Source organism: Acinetobacter sp. CIP A162, assembly GCF_000367905.1.
In the GTDB taxonomy this organism is placed as follows: domain Bacteria; phylum Pseudomonadota; class Gammaproteobacteria; order Pseudomonadales; family Moraxellaceae; genus Acinetobacter; species Acinetobacter lwoffii.
The window spans coordinates 14,473-37,847 of record NZ_KB849159.1 but is presented as its reverse complement, the minus strand read 5'-3'; the positions used below and the strand labels follow the sequence as shown (position 1 = coordinate 37,847).

The following is a 23,375-nucleotide window of genomic DNA, read 5'->3' as shown; positions in this document are numbered from 1 at the left end:
TGTGCCGAATTACCAGTTCATGTTTGGATATGAGCGCTGCATATATTGCAGTTCGGCCAAAACAAAACCGAGATGCTCTGTATGTAAACCCTGTTTAGCCCCACTGCGATAAGCGCCCAGCTCTGGCAGGCTTAATTCAAATCGCGCTAACTCGGCTGTAATCGTTTCCAGCCACTGTGCTTTTAAATTTTCAATATCTGGAATTACACCGCTATCGACTAGCTGTCTTTCATCAGCCGTCAGGACAAAAAGTTCCTCGGTAAAACGCCATAACTGGTTTAAACCTTGCTGGGTTTTCTCGTGGGCTTCTGCTGTACCTAAACTTAGGCGCTCCATCCAGGTGGTGGAAAAACGCTGGTGATATTTCACTTCTTTGAGTGACTTCACTGCAAAGGCGGCCAACTCAGCATGCTGACTTTGACTTAAGGCGCTAAACAATAAAGCGTGATAGTGATCCATCAACCACTGGCGCACCAGAGTCTGGGCAAAGTCACCATTCGGCTGTTCGCACAGCAGTAAATTGCGGTATTCACGCTCGGTTCGGAAATAAGCCAGCCTGTCTTCATCACGGCCCTGTTCTTCCACTTCACCTGCCAGACTGAGGGCAGTACGTGCCTGACCCAATAAATCCAGTCCGATATTGGCCAAGGCAATATCCAGCTCCAGTTCAGGTGCATGACCACACCACTCTGCCAAACGATGTGACAGGATCAGTTGACTGTCACCCACATGTAAAAGAAATTCTGCCAATACTTGATTTGTCATCATCTTCATCCTTCCCTTACATGTGCTCGATGCCAGCTGGAATGTTATAAAAGGTCGGATGGCGATAAACCTTGTCCAAAGCAGGTTCAAAAAATTCCGCTTTTTCATCTGGTTGTGAAGAAGTAATCAATTCAGACTTCACCACCCAGATACTGATGCCTTCATTGCGGCGGGTATAGACATCACGGGCATTTTGTAGTGCGACTTCATCATCCGGTGCGCGTAGGCTGCCGACATGACGGTGACTCAGACCCTGTTTACTCCGGACAAACACTTCATAAAGTGACCAGTTGTTTTTGTTATTCATGAGCAAAATTCCCTATATTGATCAAACTATTTTTTAAGCGACTTTTTGTGCTGCTGACTGTTGCTGCTGTTTTTGAGCATAGACAGCTGCGGAATCACGTACCCACTTGCCGCCTTCCCAAGCTTTGCGGCGTGCTTCAATACGCTCATGGTTACACGGCCCCTTGCCTGCAAGAATCGCAAAAAACTCATCCCAATTGATTTCACCAAATTCGTAATGTCCGGTGGCTTCATTGAATTTGAGGTCTGGATCTGGAACGGTTAAACCCAGCTGCAAAACTTGCGACACGGTGTTATCGACAAATTTCTGACGCAGCTCATCGTTACTGAATAATTTAATTTTCCACTGCATGCTTTGTGCACTGTTCGGTGAATTATCGTCACTTGGACCAAACATCATTAGGGCCGGCCACCAGAAACGGTTCACTGCATCTTGTGCCATCTGCTTTTGTTCCGGCGTACCATTGGCCAGTTCCATCATGGCTTCAAAGCCCTGACGCTGATGGAAACTTTCTTCCTTACACACACGCACCATAGCGCGGGCATAAGGACCATAAGATGTACGGCACAGCGCAACCTGATTGACAATTGCTGCACCATCTACCAGCCAGCCAATCGCGGCAACATCGGCCCAGCTCAGGGTTGGATAGTTGAAAATTGAAGAATATTTCATGCGACCGGCAATCAGTTTATCCATCATGTCGTCACGATCCGCACCCAAGGTTTCTGCAGCACTGTACAGATACAAAGCATGACCGGCTTCGTCCTGAACTTTTGCCATCAGCACAGCTTTACGCTTCAAGGTCGGTGCACGGGTAATCCAGTTGCCTTCCGGCAACATGCCCACCACTTCAGAGTGTGCATGCTGACCGATCTGACGAATCAAGGTCTTACGATAAGCATCCGGCATCCAGTCCTTCGGCTCTATGGAAATATCCTTTTCAATCTTTTGATCGAAGATTTGTTGTTGGTTATTCATTGTTCCCTCACTTATCCCAAGTGTTGATACACCCAAATTAAAACGATACGTAATTAAAATCAATATCTATTTATTGGTATCATTTAATTTTTATCCCTTATTTTTTGTAAATATATGTTTTACATCATTTAATATTTTTTATTTTATTGTTATTCATTTTTAAACACAGATTTATGATTGACATTTTCAATTTTTCAACACAAATTATGAAACATCAAAATTAAAAATACCACTCAAAACGTATCATAAATGGAGTTTTTACAATGTTAGAGTTAGACAGCAGCTCAAGCACAATGGATTATCAAGATACTGAATCAACTCATAATCCTATTGCCATCAAAAGCTTAGCTTCACTGGTGTACGGCCAAGAATACACAGCGCAAGCCGATTTACGTACGGTTTATCATGCCATTAGCGGTGAGGCGGTTTATCAAGTTGGCAGTCAGGGCATCGATACCCAAGCCGTGGTGAAGTATGCCAAACAAAAAGGTGCGACTATTGCCACATGGACGTTTCATCAACGTGCCAATGCACTGAAGCAAGTGGCACAGTATTTGATGGAACGCAAAGAAGACTTTTATGAACTTGCCAAGGCAACCGGCTGTACCCGTAAAGATGCCTGGATTGATATTGAAGGCGGGATTGGGACCTTATATGCCTATTCGAGTTTGGTGCGTCGCGAACTGAGTGATGAAACCGCATGGGTTGAAGATGCATGGATTCCGCTATCCAAGCAAGGCAACTTTGGCGCCAAACATATACTGAGTCCTAAAGCCGGTGTCGCAGTGCATATCAATGCCTTTAACTTCCCGATCTGGGGCATGCTGGAGAAAATCGCACCGACGCTACTAGCAGGCGTACCCTGTATTGTCAAACCGGCAACAGAAGGTGCCGAGCTGACCCACGCCGTGGTCAAAGCTATTCATGAAAGCGGCTTTTTACCAGAAGGTTCACTTCAGCTGATTTGCGGTCAGATTTATGATTTATTTGATCATTTAAATCCTCAAGATACGGTCACCTTTACCGGTTCAGCATCAACAGGACAAAAACTCCGTTCTCATCCGCACCTCAATGCCTACTCTATTCCATTCACGATGGAGGCAGATTCAGTCAACAGCGCGATTTTGACTGAACAAGCCAATGACGAAAGCATTGATTTATTTGTCCGTGAAGTCTTCCGTGAAATGACCTCTAAAGCCGGACAAAAATGTACCGCAATTCGTCGTGCATTCATTCCGGCTGAACTTTTGGACACCGTACAGAGTCGCCTAATTGAAAAACTGAAAAAAGTCGTTGTGGGTGATCCGGCTCAGGAAGGCGTGACGATGGGTGCTTTGGCCAGCGTCAAACAGAAATATGATGTCGCGGCAAAAGTTGAACAGCTCAGCCAGGATGCAGAGATCGTATTCGGTAGCCACTTGCGTCAGGACTTTAAGATTCAAGTACAAAACGCTGAAAAGTCTGCATGCTATCCACCGACAGTTTTGGTATGCAAAGTGCCAGCTCAGGCAGAAAATATCCATAAGATTGAAGCCTTTGGACCTGTAGTGACTTTAATGCCATATACTGACCTGGCTCAACTTGCTGACCTGGTGGCACGTGGCGAAGGTAGTCTGGTGGCATCCATCGTACGCAATACCGATGAAAATATTGAACAACTGCTCAGCAAAATTTCGCCATGGCATGGTCGTGTACACATTCTGGATGCTGAAAGTGCCAAAGAAAGTACCGGACATGGTTCGCCATTGCCCTTACTGGTGCATGGTGGGCCAGGACGTGCCGGTGGTGGTGAAGAACTCGGTGGCTTGCGCGCAGTCAAACATTATATGCAACGTACTGCGATTCAAGGCTCGCCAAATGCCATGACCCAAGTCGGCCATAGCTGGACTGCCGGAGCTCAGGTCTTTGAAGACCGAGTGCATCCTTTTAAAAAATCATTTGATGAATTGCGTATCGGTGAACGTTTACTGACTGCACGACGTAGCGTGACCGAAGCAGATCTGGTGAATTTCGGCTGCCTGAGCGGTGATCATTTCTATGCGCATATGGACAAGATTGCTGCAGCAGAATCGCTGTTTGGTGAGCGTGTTGCCCATGGCTATTTCGTGGTGTCTGCTGCGGCCGGTTTATTCGTTGATGCCGCTCAGGGTCCAGTCATTGCCAACTATGGCATGGACAACTTACGCTTTGTGGAGCCAGTAAAAATTGGCGACACCATTCAGGTAGAACTGACCTGTAAGCAGAAAACTCCAAAAGCACTGCGCGATCCGGCACAGAAGCCACATGGTGTGGTGGTCTGGGATATTAAAGTGAAAAACCAGCGCGATGAACTGGTTGCAACCTATGATATTTTAACCCTGGTTGAACGTGGCTAAAAATGCACACTAAAAAAAGGAATCATTATGATTCCTTTTTTTAGTCTTTAAAAATTATTTGTATCTATTCTTAAAAACAGATTGACGCCTATCCATTTAGCCTCTAGATTAATTAAATGCGATACAATATAAAAATAACAATCAAATTAAAAGTATCAAATAAATATCTCAAACGATCAGCACAGGATGTTGCATGATGAATGATAAATCGCTGAACCTAGAAATGGTTGAAAGGACGATTCAACCGCCAAATCAAAGTTTTGAGCCTACACCAGCAGAATCGGCCGTGCCGCTGTCTGAACAGATTGAACCGCCACCGGAAAGCAGCACCTACCAATGGTATGTGGTGGTCATTTGTATGGGGGCTTACATTCTGTCATTTGTAGACCGTCAAATTTTATCGCTCATGATTGAACCGATTAAAGCCGATTTAATGCTGAGCGACACCCAGTTCAGCCTATTACAAGGTCTGGCCTTCTCCTTGTTTTATGCCATTATGGGCCTGCCCATTGCCGCACTGGCGGATCAAAAGTCCCGGATTAAAATCATTGCGACCGGGATTGCTTTCTGGAGTCTTGCCACAGCAGCCTGCGGCCTCAGTAAAAACTTTATTCAAATGTTTATTGCACGTCTGAGTGTGGGTGCCGGCGAAGCTGCGCTTTCCCCTGCCTTTTATTCGATCGTTGCCGATTTATTTCCGAAAGATAAATTAGGTCGTGCACTCGGGGTATATGCCATTGGTGCCTTTATTGGTTCGGGCTTAGCTTTCCTGATTGGCGGCTATGTGATTGGCCTGCTCAAAGATGTCAGCTTCGTGGCTTTACCGCTTATTGGTGAAGTAAAAACCTGGCAACTCACCTTTATGATTGTCGGTCTACCGGGCGTATTGCTGGCCCTACTCATGGTGCTGACGGTGCGTGAACCTGCACGTAAGGGTATGAAAGTCGGTCAGGATGGCCAGGTCATTAAAGCATCTTTCAAAAACTCGATCGGTTTTATCAAGACACATAAAAAGACCTTTTTCTGTCATTTTATTGGCTTTTCTTTTTACACCATGATGCTGTATTCGCTGCTAGGCTGGGCACCTGCCTATTACATGCGTAATTTCGGTCTGGATGCGAGTCAAACCGGTTATATCCTCGGTACGATTATTCTAGTCGCGAATACTTCAGGTGCCTTGTTCTGTGGCTGGCTGATCGACTTTTTCTCGAAACGTGGCTATAGCGATGCTGCAATTCGTACCGGTGCCATTGGCTGTGCGGCGCTGATTATTCCGAGTGTGCTGTTTACTCAGGTCGATAATATGCAGCTTTCATTTGCGCTGATTTTTGTGGCGATGTTCTTCTCCACTTTCCCGATTCCTGCATCGGCTGCTGCTACGCAAATGCTGACACCAAACCAGCTACGCGCACAAGTATCTGCCAAGTTCCTGCTGGTTTCAAACCTGATTGCCTTAGGCGTCGGAACCACCGCTGTGGCGTTAATTACGGATAAATACTTCCAGAACACCCTGATGGTCGGCAACTCGATCTCGATCGTCAATGCGATTGCCGGATTGATTGGCTTCTTCCTGTTGTACAAGGGCTGCCAGTATTATCGTGAAAGTATGAAAGTCGAGAAACTGGCTGACTAAAATGGCTGGATATTGCTAAACCTTCTTAATTTTCACTTTTAAAGGCCTTTAATTCACATTAAGGGCCTTTTTATATCAGCCCAAAAAGTTCAATTTTCAGGTACTCATCATTCAATTCCGATCCAGCCTAGACAGGCTGCCTAAAAAAACGTATAACACCGTTTTAAATTTACAGGTGTGCACCGTTGAAACTTGTGCTTGCTCCCATGGAAGGCTTAACCGATCCGATTATGCGTGATGTGCTGACATCCGTAGGTAGCTTTGACTGGTGTGTGACCGAGTTTATCCGTGTCACCGATTCCCTTCTGCCCGATCATATTTATCATACTTACTGCCCGGAACTGTTGAATGATGGCAAGACGGCGGCAGGTACACCGGTACATGTCCAATTCTTAGGAAATAATCCGGAGATGCTAGCAGCGAATGCCGCCAAAGTGGCAGCCATGGGCGCACCGGCAATTGACATGAATTTTGGCTGTCCGGCCAAAACCGTGAACCGTCATCGTGGTGGTTCAGTCCTGCTCGATGAACCCGAAGTCGTGCATGAGCTGGTTAAAGCCGTGCGTGATGCAGTGCCTGCGCATATTCCGGTTTCCGCCAAAATGCGTCTGGGTTATATGGACCGTAATTTCATGCTGGAAAATGCCCATGCCATTGAAGATGCAGGAGCAGCATGGGTTACCGTTCATGCACGCACCAAAGCCGATGGCTATACTCCACCCGCTTTTTGGGACCAGCTACAACCGATTCGTGAAGCACTCAAGATCAATGTGATAGCCAATGGTGAAATCTGGAACAATGCCGATGCCAAACAGTGCCGACTAGAATCTGGCTGCGAAGACCTGATGATTGGCCGTGGTGCAGTGACCACACCCGACCTGACTCAATGTATCCGTCAAAACTCGGATGCACCTTTGATGAAATGGAATGAACTGCTACAACTGCAAATTCGTTTTATCAACGGCCCAGCCAAAACTGAGATCGGGATGGTCGGTCGTTACAAGCAATGGCTCGGCATGATGTCGAAACATTATCCTGAAGCCAAAGCATTATGGGATGAAGTAAAACGGATTAAAGTTCTGGCCGAGATTACCGAAAAACTGAAAGCTTCAAATATTTAAAACCAAAAAGCCTTTGAATGATTTAAAGGCTTTTTTATGGACTCGTAAAAGCTTATGACTGCTTAAGATGCTTTAAATTTTCTACATGCTCCCGATTAGTTTTCCAAGATTTTTCTAAAACTTCTTTTTCTAGCCGCAGTTGTATCCATTTTAATTTCGTTTCAGAAATCATCTGTTGATCAAAACTTTTCACATAGTCGGTCCAGCCCGCCCCCCGAAATACATGATTTGGCATCGGCGTTTTAAACACGGCATCTGGCATAAATACAATCACAGAATGCAAAAGATCTGGTTCCACAATATCTGCCAGTAGCTGCTCCAATACTTTGATGTGCTTATAGTTTTGATGAATCGGATTCTGAAATTTATAACTGTGTTTATAGATTTTCTGGGTCCAGGTTTTTTGTCGCTCGTTTCCAAATATCCAGCCTTTATAGTTTTTGGTCTCAATCACAAATATTCCGTAAGGACTTAATAACAGATGATCAATTTGCGTGGTCGCACCTGTCCCGTCTGGAAGAGTCAAATCATTGAGCAGAATATATTGAGGATCTTTTAAATACAGTTTGACATGGGCAGCAACCGCAAATTCTCCTAATTTCCCTTTTAAAAATGGCTTGAATAATTTAAAAATCATCACGCCAAAGAAAAGCAGAAGAATCCACCCTAAACTGGACCAGAGTGGACTTAATAGCTGTATGGTAGAATGTTCCATATTCTAATTTTCATTTATTTTAAGTGCTTAAATATTAATGCGTTCGCTCAATATTTAACAGGATTTCTTTTTTATCCAAACCACCGGCAAATCCTACCAGCTTGCCACTGCGACCAATCACCCGATGACAGGGTGCAATAATCGAAATCGGGTTTTTGCCATTGGCTGCACCCACGGCGCGTACTGCCTTGATATTACCCACCTGTTCAGCAATGTCGCGATAGCTTCGCGTTTGTCCGTAGGGAATATTCAGTAGCGCCTGCCAGACTTTTTTCTGAAAATCGGTACCTGCAAAGTCCAAAGGCAGGTCAAAAACATTGCGCTGACCGGCAAAATATTCCTGAAGCTGACGTCTGGTTTCAATCAATACCGGATGCTGCGGATCTTCAACCAAAGTCGCCAGTTTCACCCGATTCGGCTGTTCACAGTCCCAAAGCACGGCCACCAGCGCGGTTTCATTCGCGACCAGTTGTAGCTGACCTACGGGAGAATCCATATAGATATAACTTAAGTTCATGATGGCGCCCTGTCCCAATCGCTGGAGTTCATTTTCTATATTAACCCAGTTCACCGAGACAGGCAGAAACAAATTATGAAGAGGATACTTTCATCAGCACCAGACCGGAAATGATGAGTACGGCAGCCAGCATACGCAACGCTGTAGCGGGTTCACCCAAAACCCAAATACCAATGAGAAATGAACCCACTGCACCAATCCCGGTCCAGATCGTATAGGCTGTACCTAGTGGCAAAGTACGCATCGCATAAGCCAGCAAAGCAAAACTCAGTACCATGAAAACAATAGTAATGATACTGGGGGTTAAACGAGTAAATCCTTCGGACAGCTTCATCGAATATGCCCACACGATTTCAAAAATACCCGCAAGAATAAGTACTATCCAGGCCATGCAGCCCTCCTCTTTTTATATAAGAATCAGGCCGTCCTGACGATTTTTCCTGTAAATTCCGACACGCAATTCACAAGGGAGGTCGTTCCTCCTAGGTGTAAAAATTTTATAAAACCACATTGCAGTAATCTGGCTATTTTTACAAAAAATGACTTATCGAGATACAACTTAACTTTGCCTTACTCAAATCTCCACGACATTCATGGCTACTCTGGTTATGATAGATCTTGAAAATGCCAAGTCAGAAATAGTTCTAATAATCGGGCAATTCATTCACAACAATTACATGAGAATGGACTCAGAATATTAAGTTATACACATCAATTAAATTTAAACTTTGTCTGGAGAAATTACATAATGAAACACAGGTGGTGTTTCAAAAAGTATGCTGAAAAAAAGCAGGTTGGATTTTGATAAAATAGAGAAATGCGAATAACTCTAGAAATCAAGTGTCCAGCCTGCCTAAGTGACAGTATAAAGAAAAATGGCACAAAAGTAGATGGTAAGCAAAATTACCAATGTAAAATATGCAGACGTCAATTTATTGGTGATCATGCTCTCAGTTATCAAGGCTGTCACTCAGGTATCAAAACCAAAATATTACACCTCATGGTGCGAGGCAGTGGTGTCAGGGATATAGCAGAAATTGAAAGAGTAAGTATCGGTAAAGTTCTACGGACACTTAGCCAATCAAAATATCAACTTCGAGCACAGCAAAGTCATTATGAAACCCTTGAAGTAGATGAGTTTTGGACTTTTGTTGGTCATAAGCAAAATAAACAATGGCTAATTTATGCCTATCATCGAGAAACAGGTGAAATTGTTGCTTATGTATGGGGTAACCGAGATTTAGCCACTGCAAAACGACTTAAATTAAAATTGAAGCAGTTAGGTGTAAGCTATACATGTATATCAAGTGACCATTGGGATAGCTTTGTTACGACCTTTAAAGAATGCAAACAGTTGATTGGTAAATTTTTCACTGTGGGTATAGAAGGCAATAATTGTCGATTACGGCATCGAATCAGGCGAGGCTTTAGGAGAAGCTGCAACTTCTCCAAAAAGCTTGAAAATCATTTCAAAGCCTTTGATTTAGTGTTCTTTTATATCAATAATGGATTCGTTTAATGCCAGCATACTTTTTGAAACACCACCAATGAAACACAAATATACGACACATTGATCACTTTTTGCCTAGTTCCATTATCAACCTATGGTGAATAAACAACCACCAAACACAAGGGTTATAAGCAATAAAAAAGAACCCGATTTGAGTTCTTTTTATACAAATTTTGTCTAAATCGCAATCAATCAGGCTACAAATGATTACATTTTATGCAACATATCCATATGGTTATCAACATAGATATCTACACACTTATCCATAAAGTTATCCACATATTTATGCACTTATGAGTTTTTAACGATTACAGTTGAACCTGCCCTACTCTCGCTAATTCCGCACGCATTTCATCAATCACAGCTTTATAATCCGGCTTACCAAAAATAGCTGAACCAGCTACAAACATATCGGCACCCGCTTCGGCAATTTCACGAATATTGCTTGGCGTAACACCGCCATCAACTTCCAGACGAATATCACGACCTGAAGCATCGATCAGTTTGCGTGCCTGACGCAATTTATCCAAAGTCATTGGAATAAATTTCTGTCCACCAAAGCCCGGGTTCACACTCATGAGCAGAATTTGATCGACTTTATCCAGTACATAATCCAGATAATGCAGTGGCGTTGCTGGGTTAAATACTAGACCCGCTTTGGCGCCACCTGATTTGATCAACTGTAAAGAACGGTCAATATGATCAGACGCTTCCGGATGGAAAGTAATGATATCAGCACCCGCTTCAAGGAAATCTCCGATCATGCGATCTACCGGCTTAACCATCAAATGCACATCAATTGGCGCCTTAATCCCATAATTTTTCAAGGCCTTGCAAACACCCGCACCAAAAGTCAGGTTCGGCACATAATGGTTATCCATGACATCAAAATGGACAACGTCTGCACCTGCTTCCAACACGTTCTCGACTTCTTCACCTAAACGGGCAAAGTCAGCAGATAAAATAGAAGGGGCAATTAAATAAGGCTTGGACATGGGAGAACCTGGCTTGTTGAAATTGGATTTTTCCCATTATATCAAATCCGCTCCGGCTACTGTGATTCGATGTTGCAAGATTAAAACGCTGTGTAACGCTTTGAGGCTTATGCCGGCATCACCGCTTGGTTTAAAGTGCAGGATAATGATGAATAGTGTAGAAAACTGATGAAAAGTATTGCCCATATCCAGACGCAACAAGCAGCACGAATTGCCAAACGCCTGGCCAATCACTGGAAACATAAATTTAATATTGATGAAACCGAACAAAATTTCCTGATTCATTTTCCAAATGCTGAAGTGATATTGGCTCCTGAACAGGATCATCTAACCGTAACGATTCAAAGTAATGATGAATCCACTGACCTGAATAAACTTGAAAATGTAGTACTGGATCATCTGATCCGTATGGGACAGGAACATCTGACTGCCGACTGGCAAAGATAGGTATTAAAAAGCCTTGATGATCAAGGCATAGCAATGATCAGAAACTAAATACGATGATTCGCCTGTTCATTAAAGGCATGAATACGCTCAATTCTTTTATCCAGTTCGAGATGTGATTCCAGATATTTTTTAAACTTCCCGATTAGGCGAATCCATTTCAGTTCGGTTTCTGTCAGGTGCCGGTCTTTTCCATCAATATTGAGAGTGAAATTTTTCATTTTTAAGGTTTGCGATTCCTCTGCCAGTATTCTGGCATTTTCCACCCGCTGCAAAAAGTTAGACAAGTGAATACTGGAAATCTGCTGTTGATGCAAATGCTGCATGGCATAGTCATCGGCATCCAGTTCAATCGCCTGCGAATATCCGGCATCGGTCAACACGACTACAGATGCGGTGACCACATCACTTAAATCTCCAGTTACCAAGGCAAAAATTCCTGCCGCACCCAGATTAAAAATCACTTTTTACATGCTATGTTTTTGTACCAGATGGCCTTGTTCGTGGGCCAGTACTGCAAGGACTTCTTCATCGGTGCCGCTGATTTTCACCAGTTCATCAGTCACAATAATGCTGTTATTCGGGATGGCTGCGGCATTCATGCCCATGCTTGATCCACCTTGACGGAAAATAATTTTTGCAGGTTTTCCTACAGCAATCTTTTGTTCATACAAAGTTTTTAATCGCGTCTGTTGTTCTGCCGGGAGTGTACTTGGCTGGGTCTGGGCAATTAACTGCTGCTCTGTCCGGTTGCCTACTTCAACCAGAGTCTGCTCCGGAAGGAGTTTTGCCAGCTGTTTGGCGCTATAAGGAATCCCCCATTTTAAAATAACAATCACTGCACTGATCACGATGATCATGGAAAAGAAAATCAGGATCGGTGAACGTTCAAACTCCCAGATCGCATGATAAATATCTTTATGTTTAATTCTGAGCCAATGCGGCACTTTGCTTAAAAACTCAATCCGACGTTCTTCAGGTAACTCAATAATCGGTTTACGACCACCGACACCCCCAATATAAGCCATGTCCGGATAAGCAAAATAAAAATCTGCAGCGCTAACTTGTGCTGGAATATCCTCATCAAGTTTCAGGGCAATCCCTTGTTGCTGATCCGGTACAATCCAGGCACGACGGGCTTCAGCGAGAATTCCATCATAAAACTTAACTTCGACAGGTCGTTTCATCACATTTACTCCTATAGCGACGCATCGAAATCAAATACGTCCAGGATTTCATCGGCCAAAGCACTCGGGTCAGGTTGCAAGATATGCTCAAGATTAGATTCATCTTCTGCCACATATAGTTCTAAGTGTTTTAACTGATATTCATATAAACGGATGGCAGCCCAAGGCGTCATTAAGCCCAGACTAAGAACACGTACCATCCAGTTGCTCAGTACAATCCAGCTATAACGCCAGGTGCTTACCCGTGTTTTGAAGTAACTTTGACCAAGCTCCACATGATTCCAGGTAATGATGTATAAACGTGCATAAATAATCGGCCAGACCAGCGCCAGGCAAAGCAGATAGCTAAGCAGTAAACCTAGGCTAAACAAATTGGTTCCAATCCGGTCCACCCAGTACACTACTGCTGCAAGCCAGCCAATACCAACCAGCAGGCAAAGACTCAAGGGCAGATAAACGGCAGACATAAACTTGGACCAGTTAATATTCAACTTGAATTGCAACTGACCAATCGATAAATGATTAAAGTAATAGCGTTTGTAGAGCCAGATCATCACCGGACTAAACAATAGCAAAGTAAAGATATTGATCAGGATGGCCAGAAATAAGACCCTATAAGCCTCGCGGTTGCTGCCATTAAAATAAAAACGCACATTGCCATATTTGCTATTTCGGGCCTTGAATTTCAGGGTCATCCGAATGAGCCAGGGCAGACACAGTGCAGCGACCATCAATAAAGAGCTGTTAGCAAGGATTGAATAGTTGGTCAGCACGACGGTAACCAGATATAGTTCCAGTGCAAACAGACGACCCAGCAGGATCCGGCTCGGCATGGCCACAAAGTCAAAGCGATGTTTTAACAATTGGGTATTACCGTAGAAATAACGCATACGGCGTGCCTTTGCCCAAGGGCTATACAAAGTAAGCGTAATAATGGTTAACATCAGATTCACCATCCAGATACCAAAATATTCGGATGCACTGCCATGAAATCTGAATCCATAACGCTGATATTTGGGGCGGACTGAAGGCGTGGCTTCAGTCGAAAAACTTGAAGCAGCTGGAAATAATGGCTCACTGACACGAATACCGTCTGCTGTCTGCTGTCTGCTGCATGACGACCCCAATTTTTTATACTTTTATACACCTGATATTAAAAGAAAAAACCCCAAAATGTAAAAACATTTTGGAGGTTTTTTAATCTTTTTAGTACTGCTAGATGTGTGCAGTCTTGCTTTAAGGATTTAACTGCACGGCATGGAATTGCAAATGGTCATCTACGAAACTTTGAATAAAGTAATAACCATGATCATAGCCCTGATGTTCACGCAAAGTTAGCGGCTGGTTGACGGCATCACAAGCTTGCTGAAACAAGGCTGGATTAAGCTGACTATAGAACTGATCCGAAAAACCCTGATCAATCAGGATATCGCTAAATAATGCGCCCTTTTCTTGAACCAAAGCGGTCGCATCATGTTTCAGCCATTCCTCTTTCTCAGTACCCAGATAATTCGAGAATGCCTTGTCACCCCAAGGACACTGACTCGGTGCACAAATCGGTGCAAAGGCTGAAACAGATTTAAATTTTTCTGGATATTTATATGCCAAGGTCAATGCGCCATGACCGCCCATAGAGTGGCCGAAGATGCCGATCTTGCCGGGATGAATCACGAACTCCTCAGTGACCAGTGCATAAAGCTCATCGACAATAAAGCTTTCCATCTGATAATGTTCAGCCCATGGTGCCTGAGTGGCATTAATATAAAAACCTGCACCCTGACCGATATCCCAGTTGTCGCCTTCTGCCACGCTTTCACCACGTGGTGAGGTATCTGGTGTAATCAGAATCAAGCCAAGTTGCGCCGCCAAACGCTGTGCATGCGCCTTGATGGCAAAGGTTTCTTCGGTACAGGTCAAACCTGCCAGATAGAATAATGCCGGACAGCTGTGACCTTCTAAAGCTTGAGGCGGCAGAAAAATGCCAAATTTAGTCGGTGTTTTAAGATAGCGTGAATCAAAACGATAAATCCGCTGTTCACCTTCAAAGCTTCTATTGTTCTGTATAAGTTCCATGGCTATTCCTTATTATTACAACCGGTCTGTGGATGACATTGATCTAGGGAGATGGTGTTGCCGTACTAGTCTGTGGAAATAAACGTTGCTCCAGTTGTGGCAACATCAATTCCATATTCTTACCAATCACCCATTGCGGTTCTGATGGCTCAAAACCTTGAGCTGATTCCCATTTTGCTACGGTATCTGTGGCCTGTGCGAAAGCGCTTTGCAAGCTGCTATTTTCACGCATGGCTTCATCAAAGAACGCACGACCAAAATAGGTATAATCCGCTTCATTCGAACAGCCAAAAGACTGACGGTCAGCTGCCGAAGCCGTAATCACCAAGGTATTGTCATTCTGTAAAGCAGAAGCAAAACTGCCTGAAAAACAGGCCGAGATTACGATCACGCGCCAACGTATGCCTGATGCATCTAGTGTTTCACGCAACCATTTTGGATCAACCTGCGCCAGATCCAGTGGGGCATTTTCCATTTCAAATACATTCGGCAAACCGTGAGAGGTCATATATAAAAATAATACGTCACTTTCACGGTTCATCTGCTGCCCCATACGGCGCAATGTCAGCTCCATACTGGTTTTGGAAGCAATCGGCATAGTGGTACGTGTCGCTGGGTGATTGACCAAGGCAATCGATCGGCCAAAAGTACCAAAACGGGTATCAAACTGCTCTTTAATCCGCTCAACTTCAGAATGGAATACATCCTGATAGCTCGCTCCAGCTACTCCCATGAAATACCAGTGTGACTGTGCAAATTCACCATACTCGATATTTTCCAGCGCTTTATTCAGCAAAGTTGGCTGGGCATAGAAAGCATCTTCGGCAAAACTCGGTGGAATTTCTTCGACTTTCCAGATCGGCTGATCTTTGACTGAAATCTGCCAAACTACTAGCGTAAACAAAGTCGCCAGCATAATCAGCGCACGTTCCCACCACGGCCATTTTAATTCACGTGAAATCACCCAGACCACTGCCAGACTTTGCCAGACAAACAGCATGACAAAGAGCGTTGGAATATAGTCGTAAAGGATATAAGGCAGATAATCCAGATCACCCAGATACTGAATCAGACACTGGAACAGCATGATATGGGTATCTAACACCAACCATAACAAGGCTGGCACCAGCATCAAGCGTGGATTATTGACCCGTTGCGAAAGAAAAATACCGACAATCAGGGCAATGAAAGGCCAAAGCGCATAACTGATCAGGCCTTGAGAGTTAAAATCTCCCATACGGCCTGAACTGAGCCAGCTAAACAAACTGTTGGCGCAGCCCCCTAAGATCCCCCAGAACACCAGTTGCATGATGGATGGACGGACCAGTTGTAAAGAACGCCTCGACCCCAGAAATAACCACATCCCGGCAATTTGGTTGCTCTTAAAATCGTGCCAAAAATTAATGGAGGGTTTAAAGTCGATCATAGGATTTCAAGGAGATGAGTGGCTCGCTAATGTGCTGAATAAGTTTATGCTTGATAAGCATTTAATCAATGCTAATTTTAAATATATAACAAATCTTTGCTTAATAAAGAAGCCATTATCCTATTCAGCTACAAGTTCATGCTGAAAATACGCATCAAAGCGACAAGCATCGCCTTGCCATTGATGATTTGGCTCTTTTCCGGCCAGAAATACCGCCAGACGCGGACGTTTGACCACGACACGCTTGCCAATTTTCTGCGCCAGTTCTAGAAGGTTATCACCCAGATCCATTTCACCATCTTCAGGCAATAACATATGCAACAGCTGCATCTGTTTTTTGACCTGTGCCTGCTTTTTGACTGCCTGCTGATTTTGATCCCGCTGTGGGAACATTGGATCAAGATAAACTACATCGACAATTTGATGCTGCTGGGCCTGTTGCTGCAGATAATCGGCTGAATCAGAAAAAACCAAATGAATCCGTGATACGACCTGACTTAGAAATGCATCCGACTGGGCACGCGTATGGGTATCTTCAAGCAAGGTGAACAAAATCGGATGCCGTTCAACCAAGGTCACTTGCGCACCTAAATGTGCCATCAACAGACTGTCATGTCCCAGACCCGCAGTCGCATCAACTAAGCTTGGTTTTTCACTTAAATTACAGGCACGTGCAATCATTTCTGACTTTAAAGATGCGCGTTTTAAACGCCCGGTTTCCGCTTGCCAGTCCGGTTGCATCTTCATGCCGTTGGCACATAACCAGAGTCCGTCAGCATCAACACAAAGGGCCAGTTCAGGATTTAAACGGAAAAAACGTGCATTGAGTTTTTCAACAGTTTCAATCTCGACCTGTACCCCACGAGAAGAAAGCACAGCCTCGAAGTGCTGTGCTTTCTCTTGATCGTCAGATTCGGCATATAAGCGAATCGCGCTTACCATAATTTCCAACCTGTATAGGCAAATAATAAAATCAGCAGACCCGAAGCAATACGATACCAGGCAAAGATCATAAAGTCGCGTTTGGCCACATAAGCGACCAGCGCACGGATTAATATCAATGCCGAGATAAAGGAAACCAGAAGCCCAACCCCAATCACGGTCCAGTCTTCAGTGGTATTTAAGACATCATAGCTTTGATAAAGATCTAGCAGGCCAGCACCAATAATCACCGGAATACCCAGAAAAAATGAGAATTCAGTCGCTGCTTTACGGGACACACCCAAGAACATCGCACCGATAATGGTTGCGCCTGAACGGGAAGTCCCCGGTATCAAGGATAAAACCTGAATCAGGCCAATCCAGATCGCATCTCTAATGCTGAGTTCTTCAACTTCATGTACACGGACTTGTGGTGGATTCTTTTCAATCCAGATAATGATCAAACCGCCGACAATCAAACCAATGGCAATTGCAATATCATTAAACAGTAATTGTTTGACGGTTTGTCCCAGAGTCAGACCAATCAATATAATCGGAATAGAAGCCAGAATCAGGCCAATGCCTAAACGGCGACCTTGTGGTTCACCGCTGACAATCCCGGTCGCTGCCCCCCAAAGACGTGCCCAATATTCATAAATAACGGCAGCAATTGCCCCCATCTGGATCGCGATGACGAATACATCACTCTTTTCCTTGGTCCAGAAATTCATTAATTCTGATGCCAAAATCAAATGGCCGGTACTGGAAATAGGCAAAAACTCAGTAATGCCTTCGATAATACCCATGATGGCCGCTTTGAGTAGCAGTAAAAGATCCATGCTTTATCCTAATTAATTATGCTTTGCCTTGTTCTGGAATTTTTTTCCACGCGTTATCGCGTAAATATACGGGTAATGCCAATTCTGCACTCACCCAGTTTTCTGCTTGTGCCGCTGCACGTGCAATGCTGGCGATATCCTGTGCGGTGGCATGCACATCTTTATAAATTGAAGTTTCACTTTGTACCAGTTCAGCACCTGAACCTACCGGGGTAAAGCGCACAGCTTGGCTACCTTCTGCATAACTTAACAGTTGCTCATCATCGACCGGTTGCATAATTCCTTGGGCATCCAGTTGATAGCTCGCGATATAGACTTCGCTCATACGGGCATCCAATACCGCAGACACTTCAGTCAGACCGTGCAAGCGGTAGGCTGCTTGTGCCAAAGCTTGCAAAGTCGACACCGGAATTACCGGCACATCATTTGACCAAGCCAAGGCCTGAGTCACGGCAGCATTAATACGCACACCGCTAAAAGAACCTGGACCACGACTAAAGGCAATCGCGGTCAAATCAGCAATGGCCAGTCCAAGATCTTGCAGACCTTGTTCAATCATCGGGAGAATCGTTTGCGTTTGTGCCTTGGCGCGCGCATCAAGCTGAAAAAATAGTTCTTGAGTATCATCGATTACAGAAACGGAACACTGCTCATTGGCAGTCTCCAATGCCAGCACTTTCATGCACAACCTTAATTCAGAGAATATAAAAAACGCGGATATGATACTCCACTCATATCCGCTACGCGAGATTTTCCCGAAACAGATACAAAAATGCCTAGAAAATCTAGGCTTATGATTCACTCAATAAAAGAGCGCCTTAGAGTTGCACGTCTTCCAAATCCTGAAATTTCTGAAAATGCTCGGCATAATGCATAGCGCTCATTGTTAATTTTTGAATACTGTCTTCATCCAGCGTTTTCACCACTTTACCGGGTGAGCCCATCACCACAGAATTATCTGGAATCACCTTGCCTTCCGGAATCAAGGCATTGGCACCAATAATACAATTCTTGCCAATCACGGCATTGTTTAGAATGACTGCCTGAATTCCGATCAGGCTGTTATCACCAATGGTACAACCATGCAGCATGGCCTGATGCCCAATTGTCACATAATTGCCAATACTCATCTCGATACCGGCATCCGTATGCAGTACTGCATTTTCCTGCACATTACTAAAGTCACCCAATTTGATTTTACTGTTATCTGCACGTACTACGGCACCGAACCAGACACTGACTTGTCGTCCAAGCTCAACTTGTCCAATCACTGTTGCCGTTGGTGCCACCCAGCCATCCCAGGGCTGATGTGTAGCGGTAGGTAAGTGTCCCTGAAATTTGTACAACATTGATAAAATCCTGTTCAATGGTTAAAAAAATTTGGAGCGTTTAAAGGTTGGAGAATTAAGCAAGAATGGCCAGTCTTTTTTATAATCCAGCCCATATTGAAATAAAGAAATCAGCATACGTGCGGTCAAGCCCCAAACCACTTCATTTTCTACCCGCATACTCGGAAAATATAAAGATTGCTGGGCAAAACGGACTTCATAGGGTGTGGGCGTCACTTCAAGCAAATGCTGCAATGAAGCAAAGAAAATCCGGTCAATTTCTGTTGGTTGTGGAATCAGTTGCACTTGCGGAGGAATCAGTCCCACAATCGGCTTGACCAGCATACCATTTCGGGCTTTTTGCATGGGCAAATCACCCATTAAATGCACATCAAAGGGGTTCAATGCCGTTTCTTCATAGGCCTCTCTTAAAGCCACCACAATATTACTGGTATCTTGCGGATCACGCTTCCCTCCGGGAAATGAGACTTCTCCAGCATGATTATTCAAATAAGCTGAACGGCGCGTCAGCAATACTTTGGGGTCAGCTTCATCTGTAATTGCAATCAACACGGCAGCATGCGCAGATCGGATACGCTTGGAAAAACGTAAGCGTTGCTGCAACCTTTGTGTCAATTCACATGCATCCATTCTTTCAACCCTGACGATGATCATAATTTCATCATAGCTGATTTTAGTCGGGGCGGGAGAGAAATGATGCCAAATTTTGCTTTTTCAGTTATCCTGAGCATACTTTTATCATTGATGATGAATATGAACTTCTGTGTGAATTGTGGACATAAAACCACTGCTAAAATTCCTTTGGGCGATCAGCAAATTCGCAGCGTATGTGATTCATGCGGCTCTATTCATTACATTAATCCGAAAGTAATTTGTGGCGCTTTAGTCTTATTCGAAAACAAAGTACTGTTGTGCCGTCGTGCCATTGAACCACGCTATGGCTTATGGACTTTACCTGCCGGCTATATGGAACTGTTTGAAACCATGGAGCAAGGGGCTGCCCGGGAAACCCGCGAAGAAGCCGAAGCTGAAGTAGACATTGAACAGCTTTACTGTATGTATAACATTCCGCGTATTGGTCAAATTTATGTGTTGTTTAAAGCCAATCTGATTGATGGAAAATTTGGTGCGGGTGAAGAAACCATCGAAACGCGTTTATTTGATGAAGCAGATATCCCCTGGACTGAACTAGCCTTCCCGAGTGTAGAACATACCCTCAGACATTATTTTGAAGACCGTAAAAATAATATTTTTCCAATGCATCTGGAAACCTTAGGCACGCGTCTAGACCATACCGGTTAAATCTAATAGGCATAAAAAAATCCCATACTAAGATGGGATTTTTTTATTTTTAAAGAATATTATTTGGCTTTGACTTGATAGCAATCCGCAAGCTTAAACTCAACCGAACCACCGTTTAATTTTGCTAGGCTAATATCTGCCGGTGTTTCACCCTCATTGTTATTATTATAAACTTTTTGAAAACTCGCATAGGTATTGGCCCATTGTACCCCATCCCCTGCCGAATTCAGGAAAGTTACACGCCCATTCTGGCCGACATTAGTATCCAACACATTAGACAAATTGAGCAGCGCACCACCGATCACAATCGAATCCCTAGAATCCGGTGAAGACTGGATGCGTGAATCTACCCCTACCAATGCGCCATTAATATTACCAAACTTTTCATTGGCCAGAATCAGACGCATGGAAACCGCTTTATCAGCGACAAATGCACGTCCCAAAGTCCCGAGGCGATATTGTTGTATGCTTTGATGATCTAAGAACGTATCTGCCAACACATCACCCTTACAGCCATTCACCGGATCAGTCGCGAAATTGCTGGAAGATTGCATATTGGTGCGTACATCACCATTACTGTCAATTACGATTCCCAAAGTAATTGGATTAACAGTGGTATCTGTAAATTTAAATTCCAGATTGGCATACATTGGGAAGATATATTTCTCCCCATCTGCGACGTTCTGCGCTGTTTTAAAAACCTGACGATCCAGATAACTAATCGGGAAAATCTTATATAGATCAACGCTTCCCGTATAGTTTTCACCATCGGCCTGCAAACGCCACAACCCCAAGTTGGCTTGATCGGAAGTATCCAGCGATTTTTTGTCAGTCACCACCTTATAGAAAGCTTCTTTACCCGCGATCACATAATCATTCAATAATCTGCCTTGATACAACTCAAGCGGAGTCGCATTATTTGCAACATTCAAGCGGTAAGGCGTGTTAATGGTTTTACTGGTTGGATGAATCCATGAACTTTGTGGATCAGCGGTCATTTGTACCGGTTTCACCTTACGGATGAGTTGAGCATTAATCCCCCCTAAGGAAGATAAATTTTCTTTAGCCAGAATTAACTCATTATCACGCCATTGTAAGCCGCTGCCAAAGGTATAGCCCTGGCGATCGGTAATCAGCATAAAATGGCCAAATAAATATTTATTATTCTTATTCTTAATATCACAAGGACTTTGATTACAGCCCACCAGTCCATCTGAACCCGTCAGGTTACTACCAATTACGCCTGAAGTTGAGAATAATGAAAATTCTGGCTGATACACGGCTGCGTTAGCAATCGTCACCAGTTTTTTAACGGTGGCAAAAGCCACCTCATCCGAAATTATGCTGATATCAACAAAATCTTTGATTTTAGTCGCCAAATCAGTATCAGTCAGACTAATATTTCCACTGATTTTAGCCAAATTTTTGCGCATGTCTTCAGTAATATATAAAGGTTGCACATCAGATGGATTAACAATACTTCCCTTTTGTAGTGCCAAAGCTTGCAGAATTTTAACCAGACGCATGGCCACCTGAACGGTAGGATCACCAGGCTCCAAGTTACTTACCCGACGTCCGCTAATCCCACTCGCAATATCAATCACACTTAAACGTGGCAGCTGAGTCTGGGCACTAAAACTGGCATAATCACTGAGTTTTATTTGACCTAAATTAATCTTATTCGAACCAAAACTTTGAATAGAAAACTCAATATTATCGGTCTTTTGGCAGGTTCCAGAAGCTACCCCATTTTTACTGTCAAATAACGTAATAAACGTATTTTCTGTATCGCCACTACAGTTGAAATTTAAACCATCAAGCGGATATTCCAGCCCCCATTCCACACAGTTAGTTTCACCGGGGGTACAAGCACCATTTTCCGTAGCTTCATCACCTGGTTCTTTTATAACATTGGCACTTTCCCCACCACATCCGCTCAGTGCCATTAAAAGTGTACTTATAGCAAATGGAAATAATATTTTATTTTTCATATTCTTATACTCGAATAGTCCTTATCGAATGGCGACTAATTTTAGTTGTCCATGATTTGTCAGCATCTTGTCTTCAACATCTATCGCGGAGGCCAAAGGCGTCAATAATACATATTCAGTTTGTGCAGGAATCTGGAGAACCCCTTCGATACGCTCATGTTGAATAATATTCGCCTGTCCTTCCTGATTTTTAAAACCGCCCGCTCCTTCAAGCACACAGCCACGACTGTCTAAAAATACAACAAAAGGCCAATAATACGTTGGATTTTTCTGGCTAGAGGCATAAGAGTTGATCTGAATATTCTGGATATCGAATTGAAGCTTGACCACTTCAAAATCAAATTCGTCTGCTTTAAGAGGCGCACGAGGCCACAGGTTAACTGCTTTTTTAAGGCTGATTTCTTTCGCTTTTTTAATTTTCTTATCAGTAAAACACTGCATGCCCAAGCTATCGATAGTCTCCGACTGTGAAATACGATAATAACTTTGGGCCAGTACCACAGGACCGGAATCTACTTCTGGAGTTTGAAACAAGGATTTTAATACGGATTGTCCCACCCCTTTTTCACGTTCAATTGTCTGGATCCGGGTAGTTCCGATATTTTTATCTACTACTCCTTCGAGCATGCTGTAGAAACGTTTTTTGCCTTCTAAATTAAATTCTTTATTTTCCAGATACTCACTATCCACATATTCAATGCCTTCAACCTGGCTAAATCCCGGTTTTTGTATGGTAGCAACAGAAGATCCAGTTTCAGCATCAGAAATTTGAGGAGCTTTAGATTCAGGTATTAATTGTGGTGTAGACTCAATCTGTGCTTGTGCAATATGCGGTTGTACTGGTTGTACTGGTTGTACTGGTTGTACTGGTTGTACTGGTTGTACTGGTTGTACTGGTTGTACTGGTTGTACTGGTTGTACTGGTTG

Annotated in this window: 25 protein-coding genes; 6 read left to right on the top strand and 19 right to left on the bottom strand. The window is 43.7% G+C overall.

What is annotated here, in order from left to right; translation table 11 throughout:
• Positions 1-9 precede the first annotated feature (9 nt).
• Genes paaC through paaA form a run of 3 tightly spaced genes read right to left on the bottom strand, consistent with a single transcriptional unit; the run spans position 10 to position 2,050 of the window.
• Positions 10-765 (bottom strand): 1,2-phenylacetyl-CoA epoxidase subunit PaaC, encoded by a 756-nt coding sequence (paaC, locus tag F995_RS06555; RefSeq protein WP_026055746.1) that lies wholly within the window; start codon positions 763-765, stop codon positions 10-12.
• Between the two features lie 16 nt (positions 766-781).
• The gene (gene paaB / locus F995_RS06550) at positions 782-1,072 is read right to left on the bottom strand and encodes a 1,2-phenylacetyl-CoA epoxidase subunit PaaB (protein ID WP_004646056.1); all 291 of its coding nucleotides are present in this window, start codon (positions 1,070-1,072) and stop codon (positions 782-784) included.
• A 33-nt stretch (positions 1,073-1,105) separates the two neighbouring features.
• The gene (gene paaA, locus F995_RS06545; RefSeq protein ID WP_004646055.1) at positions 1,106-2,050 is read right to left on the bottom strand and encodes a 1,2-phenylacetyl-CoA epoxidase subunit PaaA; all 945 of its coding nucleotides are present in this window, start codon (positions 2,048-2,050) and stop codon (positions 1,106-1,108) included.
• 263 nt (positions 2,051-2,313) lie between these two features.
• On the opposite strand from paaA, the gene paaZ reads away from it, so the two are divergent.
• From paaZ to F995_RS06530, 3 genes are all read left to right on the top strand, one after another.
• Positions 2,314-4,425 (top strand): phenylacetic acid degradation bifunctional protein PaaZ, encoded by a 2,112-nt coding sequence (paaZ, locus tag F995_RS06540; protein ID WP_004646054.1) that lies wholly within the window; start codon positions 2,314-2,316, stop codon positions 4,423-4,425.
• 193 nt (positions 4,426-4,618) lie between these two features.
• The gene (locus F995_RS06535) at positions 4,619-6,058 is read left to right on the top strand and encodes a spinster family MFS transporter (RefSeq protein ID WP_004646053.1); all 1,440 of its coding nucleotides are present in this window, start codon (positions 4,619-4,621) and stop codon (positions 6,056-6,058) included.
• 185 nt (positions 6,059-6,243) lie between these two features.
• Positions 6,244-7,179 carry a tRNA-dihydrouridine synthase gene (locus tag F995_RS06530; RefSeq protein WP_004646052.1) on the top strand — a complete coding sequence of 312 codons (936 nt, stop codon included), beginning with the start codon at positions 6,244-6,246 and terminating at the stop codon, positions 7,177-7,179.
• A gap of 52 nt (positions 7,180-7,231) precedes the next feature.
• Here F995_RS06530 and F995_RS06525 read toward each other — a convergent pair whose 3' ends face one another.
• The 3 genes from F995_RS06525 to F995_RS06515 form a co-directional block, all read right to left on the bottom strand.
• Complete coding sequence (locus F995_RS06525; protein WP_004646051.1) at positions 7,232-7,894, bottom strand: nuclease-related domain-containing protein; 663 nt, start codon at positions 7,892-7,894, stop codon at positions 7,232-7,234.
• A 34-nt stretch (positions 7,895-7,928) separates the two neighbouring features.
• Entirely contained in the window at positions 7,929-8,411 is a 483-nt protein-coding gene (locus F995_RS06520) for a methylated-DNA--[protein]-cysteine S-methyltransferase (protein ID WP_004646050.1), read from the bottom strand.
• 73 nt (positions 8,412-8,484) lie between these two features.
• Positions 8,485-8,802 (bottom strand): DMT family transporter, encoded by a 318-nt coding sequence (locus tag F995_RS06515; protein WP_004279177.1) that lies wholly within the window; start codon positions 8,800-8,802, stop codon positions 8,485-8,487.
• A 426-nt stretch (positions 8,803-9,228) separates the two neighbouring features.
• Here F995_RS06515 and F995_RS06510 point away from each other — a divergent pair, with 426 nt between their 5' ends.
• Positions 9,229-9,930 (top strand): IS1 family transposase, encoded by a 702-nt coding sequence (locus tag F995_RS06510; protein WP_004282341.1) that lies wholly within the window; start codon positions 9,229-9,231, stop codon positions 9,928-9,930.
• Between the two features lie 299 nt (positions 9,931-10,229).
• On the opposite strand, the gene rpe is transcribed toward F995_RS06510, so the two are convergent.
• Entirely contained in the window at positions 10,230-10,916 is a 687-nt protein-coding gene (gene rpe, locus F995_RS06505) for a ribulose-phosphate 3-epimerase (protein ID WP_004279174.1), read from the bottom strand.
• A 168-nt stretch (positions 10,917-11,084) separates the two neighbouring features.
• Here rpe and F995_RS06500 point away from each other — a divergent pair, with 168 nt between their 5' ends.
• Positions 11,085-11,363: a DUF2218 domain-containing protein gene (locus F995_RS06500; RefSeq protein WP_004646049.1), complete on the top strand. Its 279-nt coding sequence runs from the start codon at positions 11,085-11,087 to the stop codon at positions 11,361-11,363.
• Positions 11,364-11,407: 44 nt separating this feature from the next.
• On the opposite strand, the gene F995_RS16975 is transcribed toward F995_RS06500, so the two are convergent.
• The 10 genes from F995_RS16975 to F995_RS06450 all read right to left on the bottom strand — a co-directional run bounded on the left by F995_RS16975 (position 11,408) and on the right by F995_RS06450 (position 19,785).
• Positions 11,408-11,824 carry a M48 family metalloprotease gene (locus tag F995_RS16975; RefSeq protein WP_004646048.1) on the bottom strand — a complete coding sequence of 139 codons (417 nt, stop codon included), beginning with the start codon at positions 11,822-11,824 and terminating at the stop codon, positions 11,408-11,410.
• 3 nt (positions 11,825-11,827) lie between these two features.
• Positions 11,828-12,547, bottom strand: a complete 720-nt coding sequence (locus F995_RS16970; protein WP_004646047.1) for a M48 family metallopeptidase — start codon at positions 12,545-12,547, stop codon at positions 11,828-11,830.
• A gap of 11 nt (positions 12,548-12,558) precedes the next feature.
• Positions 12,559-13,674 (bottom strand): YjgN family protein, encoded by a 1,116-nt coding sequence (locus tag F995_RS06485; protein WP_016806806.1) that lies wholly within the window; start codon positions 13,672-13,674, stop codon positions 12,559-12,561.
• Positions 13,675-13,783: 109 nt separating this feature from the next.
• Positions 13,784-14,620 carry an S-formylglutathione hydrolase gene (fghA, locus tag F995_RS06480; RefSeq protein WP_004646045.1) on the bottom strand — a complete coding sequence of 279 codons (837 nt, stop codon included), beginning with the start codon at positions 14,618-14,620 and terminating at the stop codon, positions 13,784-13,786.
• Between the two features lie 43 nt (positions 14,621-14,663).
• On the bottom strand, positions 14,664-16,046 hold the full coding sequence (locus tag F995_RS06475) for a C13 family peptidase (protein ID WP_004646044.1): 1,383 nt from the start codon (positions 16,044-16,046) through the stop codon (positions 14,664-14,666).
• A gap of 120 nt (positions 16,047-16,166) precedes the next feature.
• Positions 16,167-16,988 carry a class I SAM-dependent methyltransferase gene (locus F995_RS06470; RefSeq protein WP_004646043.1) on the bottom strand — a complete coding sequence of 274 codons (822 nt, stop codon included), beginning with the start codon at positions 16,986-16,988 and terminating at the stop codon, positions 16,167-16,169.
• A complete protein-coding gene (locus F995_RS06465; RefSeq protein WP_004279167.1) occupies positions 16,982-17,806 on the bottom strand; it encodes an undecaprenyl-diphosphate phosphatase in 825 nt (274 codons plus the stop codon). Before F995_RS06465 ends, F995_RS06470 begins: the two co-directional genes overlap by 7 nt.
• A 16-nt stretch (positions 17,807-17,822) precedes the next feature.
• A complete protein-coding gene (gene tsaB / locus F995_RS06460; protein ID WP_004646042.1) occupies positions 17,823-18,488 on the bottom strand; it encodes a tRNA (adenosine(37)-N6)-threonylcarbamoyltransferase complex dimerization subunit type 1 TsaB in 666 nt (221 codons plus the stop codon).
• A 136-nt stretch (positions 18,489-18,624) separates the two neighbouring features.
• Positions 18,625-19,152 (bottom strand): gamma carbonic anhydrase family protein, encoded by a 528-nt coding sequence (locus tag F995_RS06455; protein WP_171057008.1) that lies wholly within the window; start codon positions 19,150-19,152, stop codon positions 18,625-18,627.
• 24 nt (positions 19,153-19,176) lie between these two features.
• The gene (locus F995_RS06450; protein ID WP_004646038.1) at positions 19,177-19,785 is read right to left on the bottom strand and encodes an NUDIX hydrolase; all 609 of its coding nucleotides are present in this window, start codon (positions 19,783-19,785) and stop codon (positions 19,177-19,179) included.
• Between the two features lie 123 nt (positions 19,786-19,908).
• On the opposite strand from F995_RS06450, the gene F995_RS06445 reads away from it, so the two are divergent.
• Entirely contained in the window at positions 19,909-20,457 is a 549-nt protein-coding gene (locus tag F995_RS06445) for an NUDIX hydrolase (RefSeq protein WP_161785319.1), read from the top strand.
• A gap of 59 nt (positions 20,458-20,516) precedes the next feature.
• Here F995_RS06445 and F995_RS06440 read toward each other — a convergent pair whose 3' ends face one another.
• Both F995_RS06440 and filE read right to left on the bottom strand, forming a co-directional pair.
• The gene (locus F995_RS06440) at positions 20,517-22,448 is read right to left on the bottom strand and encodes a putative pilus system protein FilF (RefSeq protein WP_004646036.1); all 1,932 of its coding nucleotides are present in this window, start codon (positions 22,446-22,448) and stop codon (positions 20,517-20,519) included.
• Between the two features lie 21 nt (positions 22,449-22,469).
• On the bottom strand, positions 22,470-23,375 hold a 906-nt coding region (gene filE, locus F995_RS06435), incomplete at its 5' end, for a putative pilus assembly protein FilE (protein WP_004646035.1).

Excerpts from the sequence above, each read along its gene's own strand:
- paaC (WP_026055746.1), bottom strand. The coding sequence starts at position 765 with ATGACAAATCAAGTATTGGCAGAATTTCTTTTACATGTGGGTGACAGT.
- paaB (WP_004646056.1), bottom strand. The coding sequence starts at position 1,072 with ATGAATAACAAAAACAACTGGTCACTTTATGAAGTGTTTGTCCGGAGT.
- paaA (WP_004646055.1), bottom strand. The coding sequence starts at position 2,050 with ATGAATAACCAACAACAAATCTTCGATCAAAAGATTGAAAAGGATATT.
- paaZ (WP_004646054.1), top strand. The coding sequence starts at position 2,314 with ATGTTAGAGTTAGACAGCAGCTCAAGCACAATGGATTATCAAGATACT.
- F995_RS06535 (WP_004646053.1), top strand. The coding sequence starts at position 4,619 with ATGATGAATGATAAATCGCTGAACCTAGAAATGGTTGAAAGGACGATT.
- F995_RS06525 (WP_004646051.1), bottom strand. The coding sequence starts at position 7,894 with ATGGAACATTCTACCATACAGCTATTAAGTCCACTCTGGTCCAGTTTA.
- F995_RS06520 (WP_004646050.1), bottom strand. The coding sequence starts at position 8,411 with ATGAACTTAAGTTATATCTATATGGATTCTCCCGTAGGTCAGCTACAA.
- F995_RS06515 (WP_004279177.1), bottom strand. The coding sequence starts at position 8,802 with ATGGCCTGGATAGTACTTATTCTTGCGGGTATTTTTGAAATCGTGTGG.
- F995_RS06510 (WP_004282341.1), top strand. The coding sequence starts at position 9,229 with ATGCGAATAACTCTAGAAATCAAGTGTCCAGCCTGCCTAAGTGACAGT.
- rpe (WP_004279174.1), bottom strand. The coding sequence starts at position 10,916 with ATGTCCAAGCCTTATTTAATTGCCCCTTCTATTTTATCTGCTGACTTT.
- F995_RS06500 (WP_004646049.1), top strand. The coding sequence starts at position 11,085 with ATGAAAAGTATTGCCCATATCCAGACGCAACAAGCAGCACGAATTGCC.
- F995_RS16970 (WP_004646047.1), bottom strand. The coding sequence starts at position 12,547 with ATGAAACGACCTGTCGAAGTTAAGTTTTATGATGGAATTCTCGCTGAA.
- fghA (WP_004646045.1), bottom strand. The coding sequence starts at position 14,620 with ATGGAACTTATACAGAACAATAGAAGCTTTGAAGGTGAACAGCGGATT.
- F995_RS06475 (WP_004646044.1), bottom strand. The coding sequence starts at position 16,046 with ATGATCGACTTTAAACCCTCCATTAATTTTTGGCACGATTTTAAGAGC.
- F995_RS06470 (WP_004646043.1), bottom strand. The coding sequence starts at position 16,988 with ATGGTAAGCGCGATTCGCTTATATGCCGAATCTGACGATCAAGAGAAA.
- F995_RS06465 (WP_004279167.1), bottom strand. The coding sequence starts at position 17,806 with ATGGATCTTTTACTGCTACTCAAAGCGGCCATCATGGGTATTATCGAA.
- tsaB (WP_004646042.1), bottom strand. The coding sequence starts at position 18,488 with ATGAAAGTGCTGGCATTGGAGACTGCCAATGAGCAGTGTTCCGTTTCT.
- F995_RS06450 (WP_004646038.1), bottom strand. The coding sequence starts at position 19,785 with ATGGATGCATGTGAATTGACACAAAGGTTGCAGCAACGCTTACGTTTT.
- F995_RS06445 (WP_161785319.1), top strand. The coding sequence starts at position 19,909 with ATGAACTTCTGTGTGAATTGTGGACATAAAACCACTGCTAAAATTCCT.
- F995_RS06440 (WP_004646036.1), bottom strand. The coding sequence starts at position 22,448 with ATGAAAAATAAAATATTATTTCCATTTGCTATAAGTACACTTTTAATG.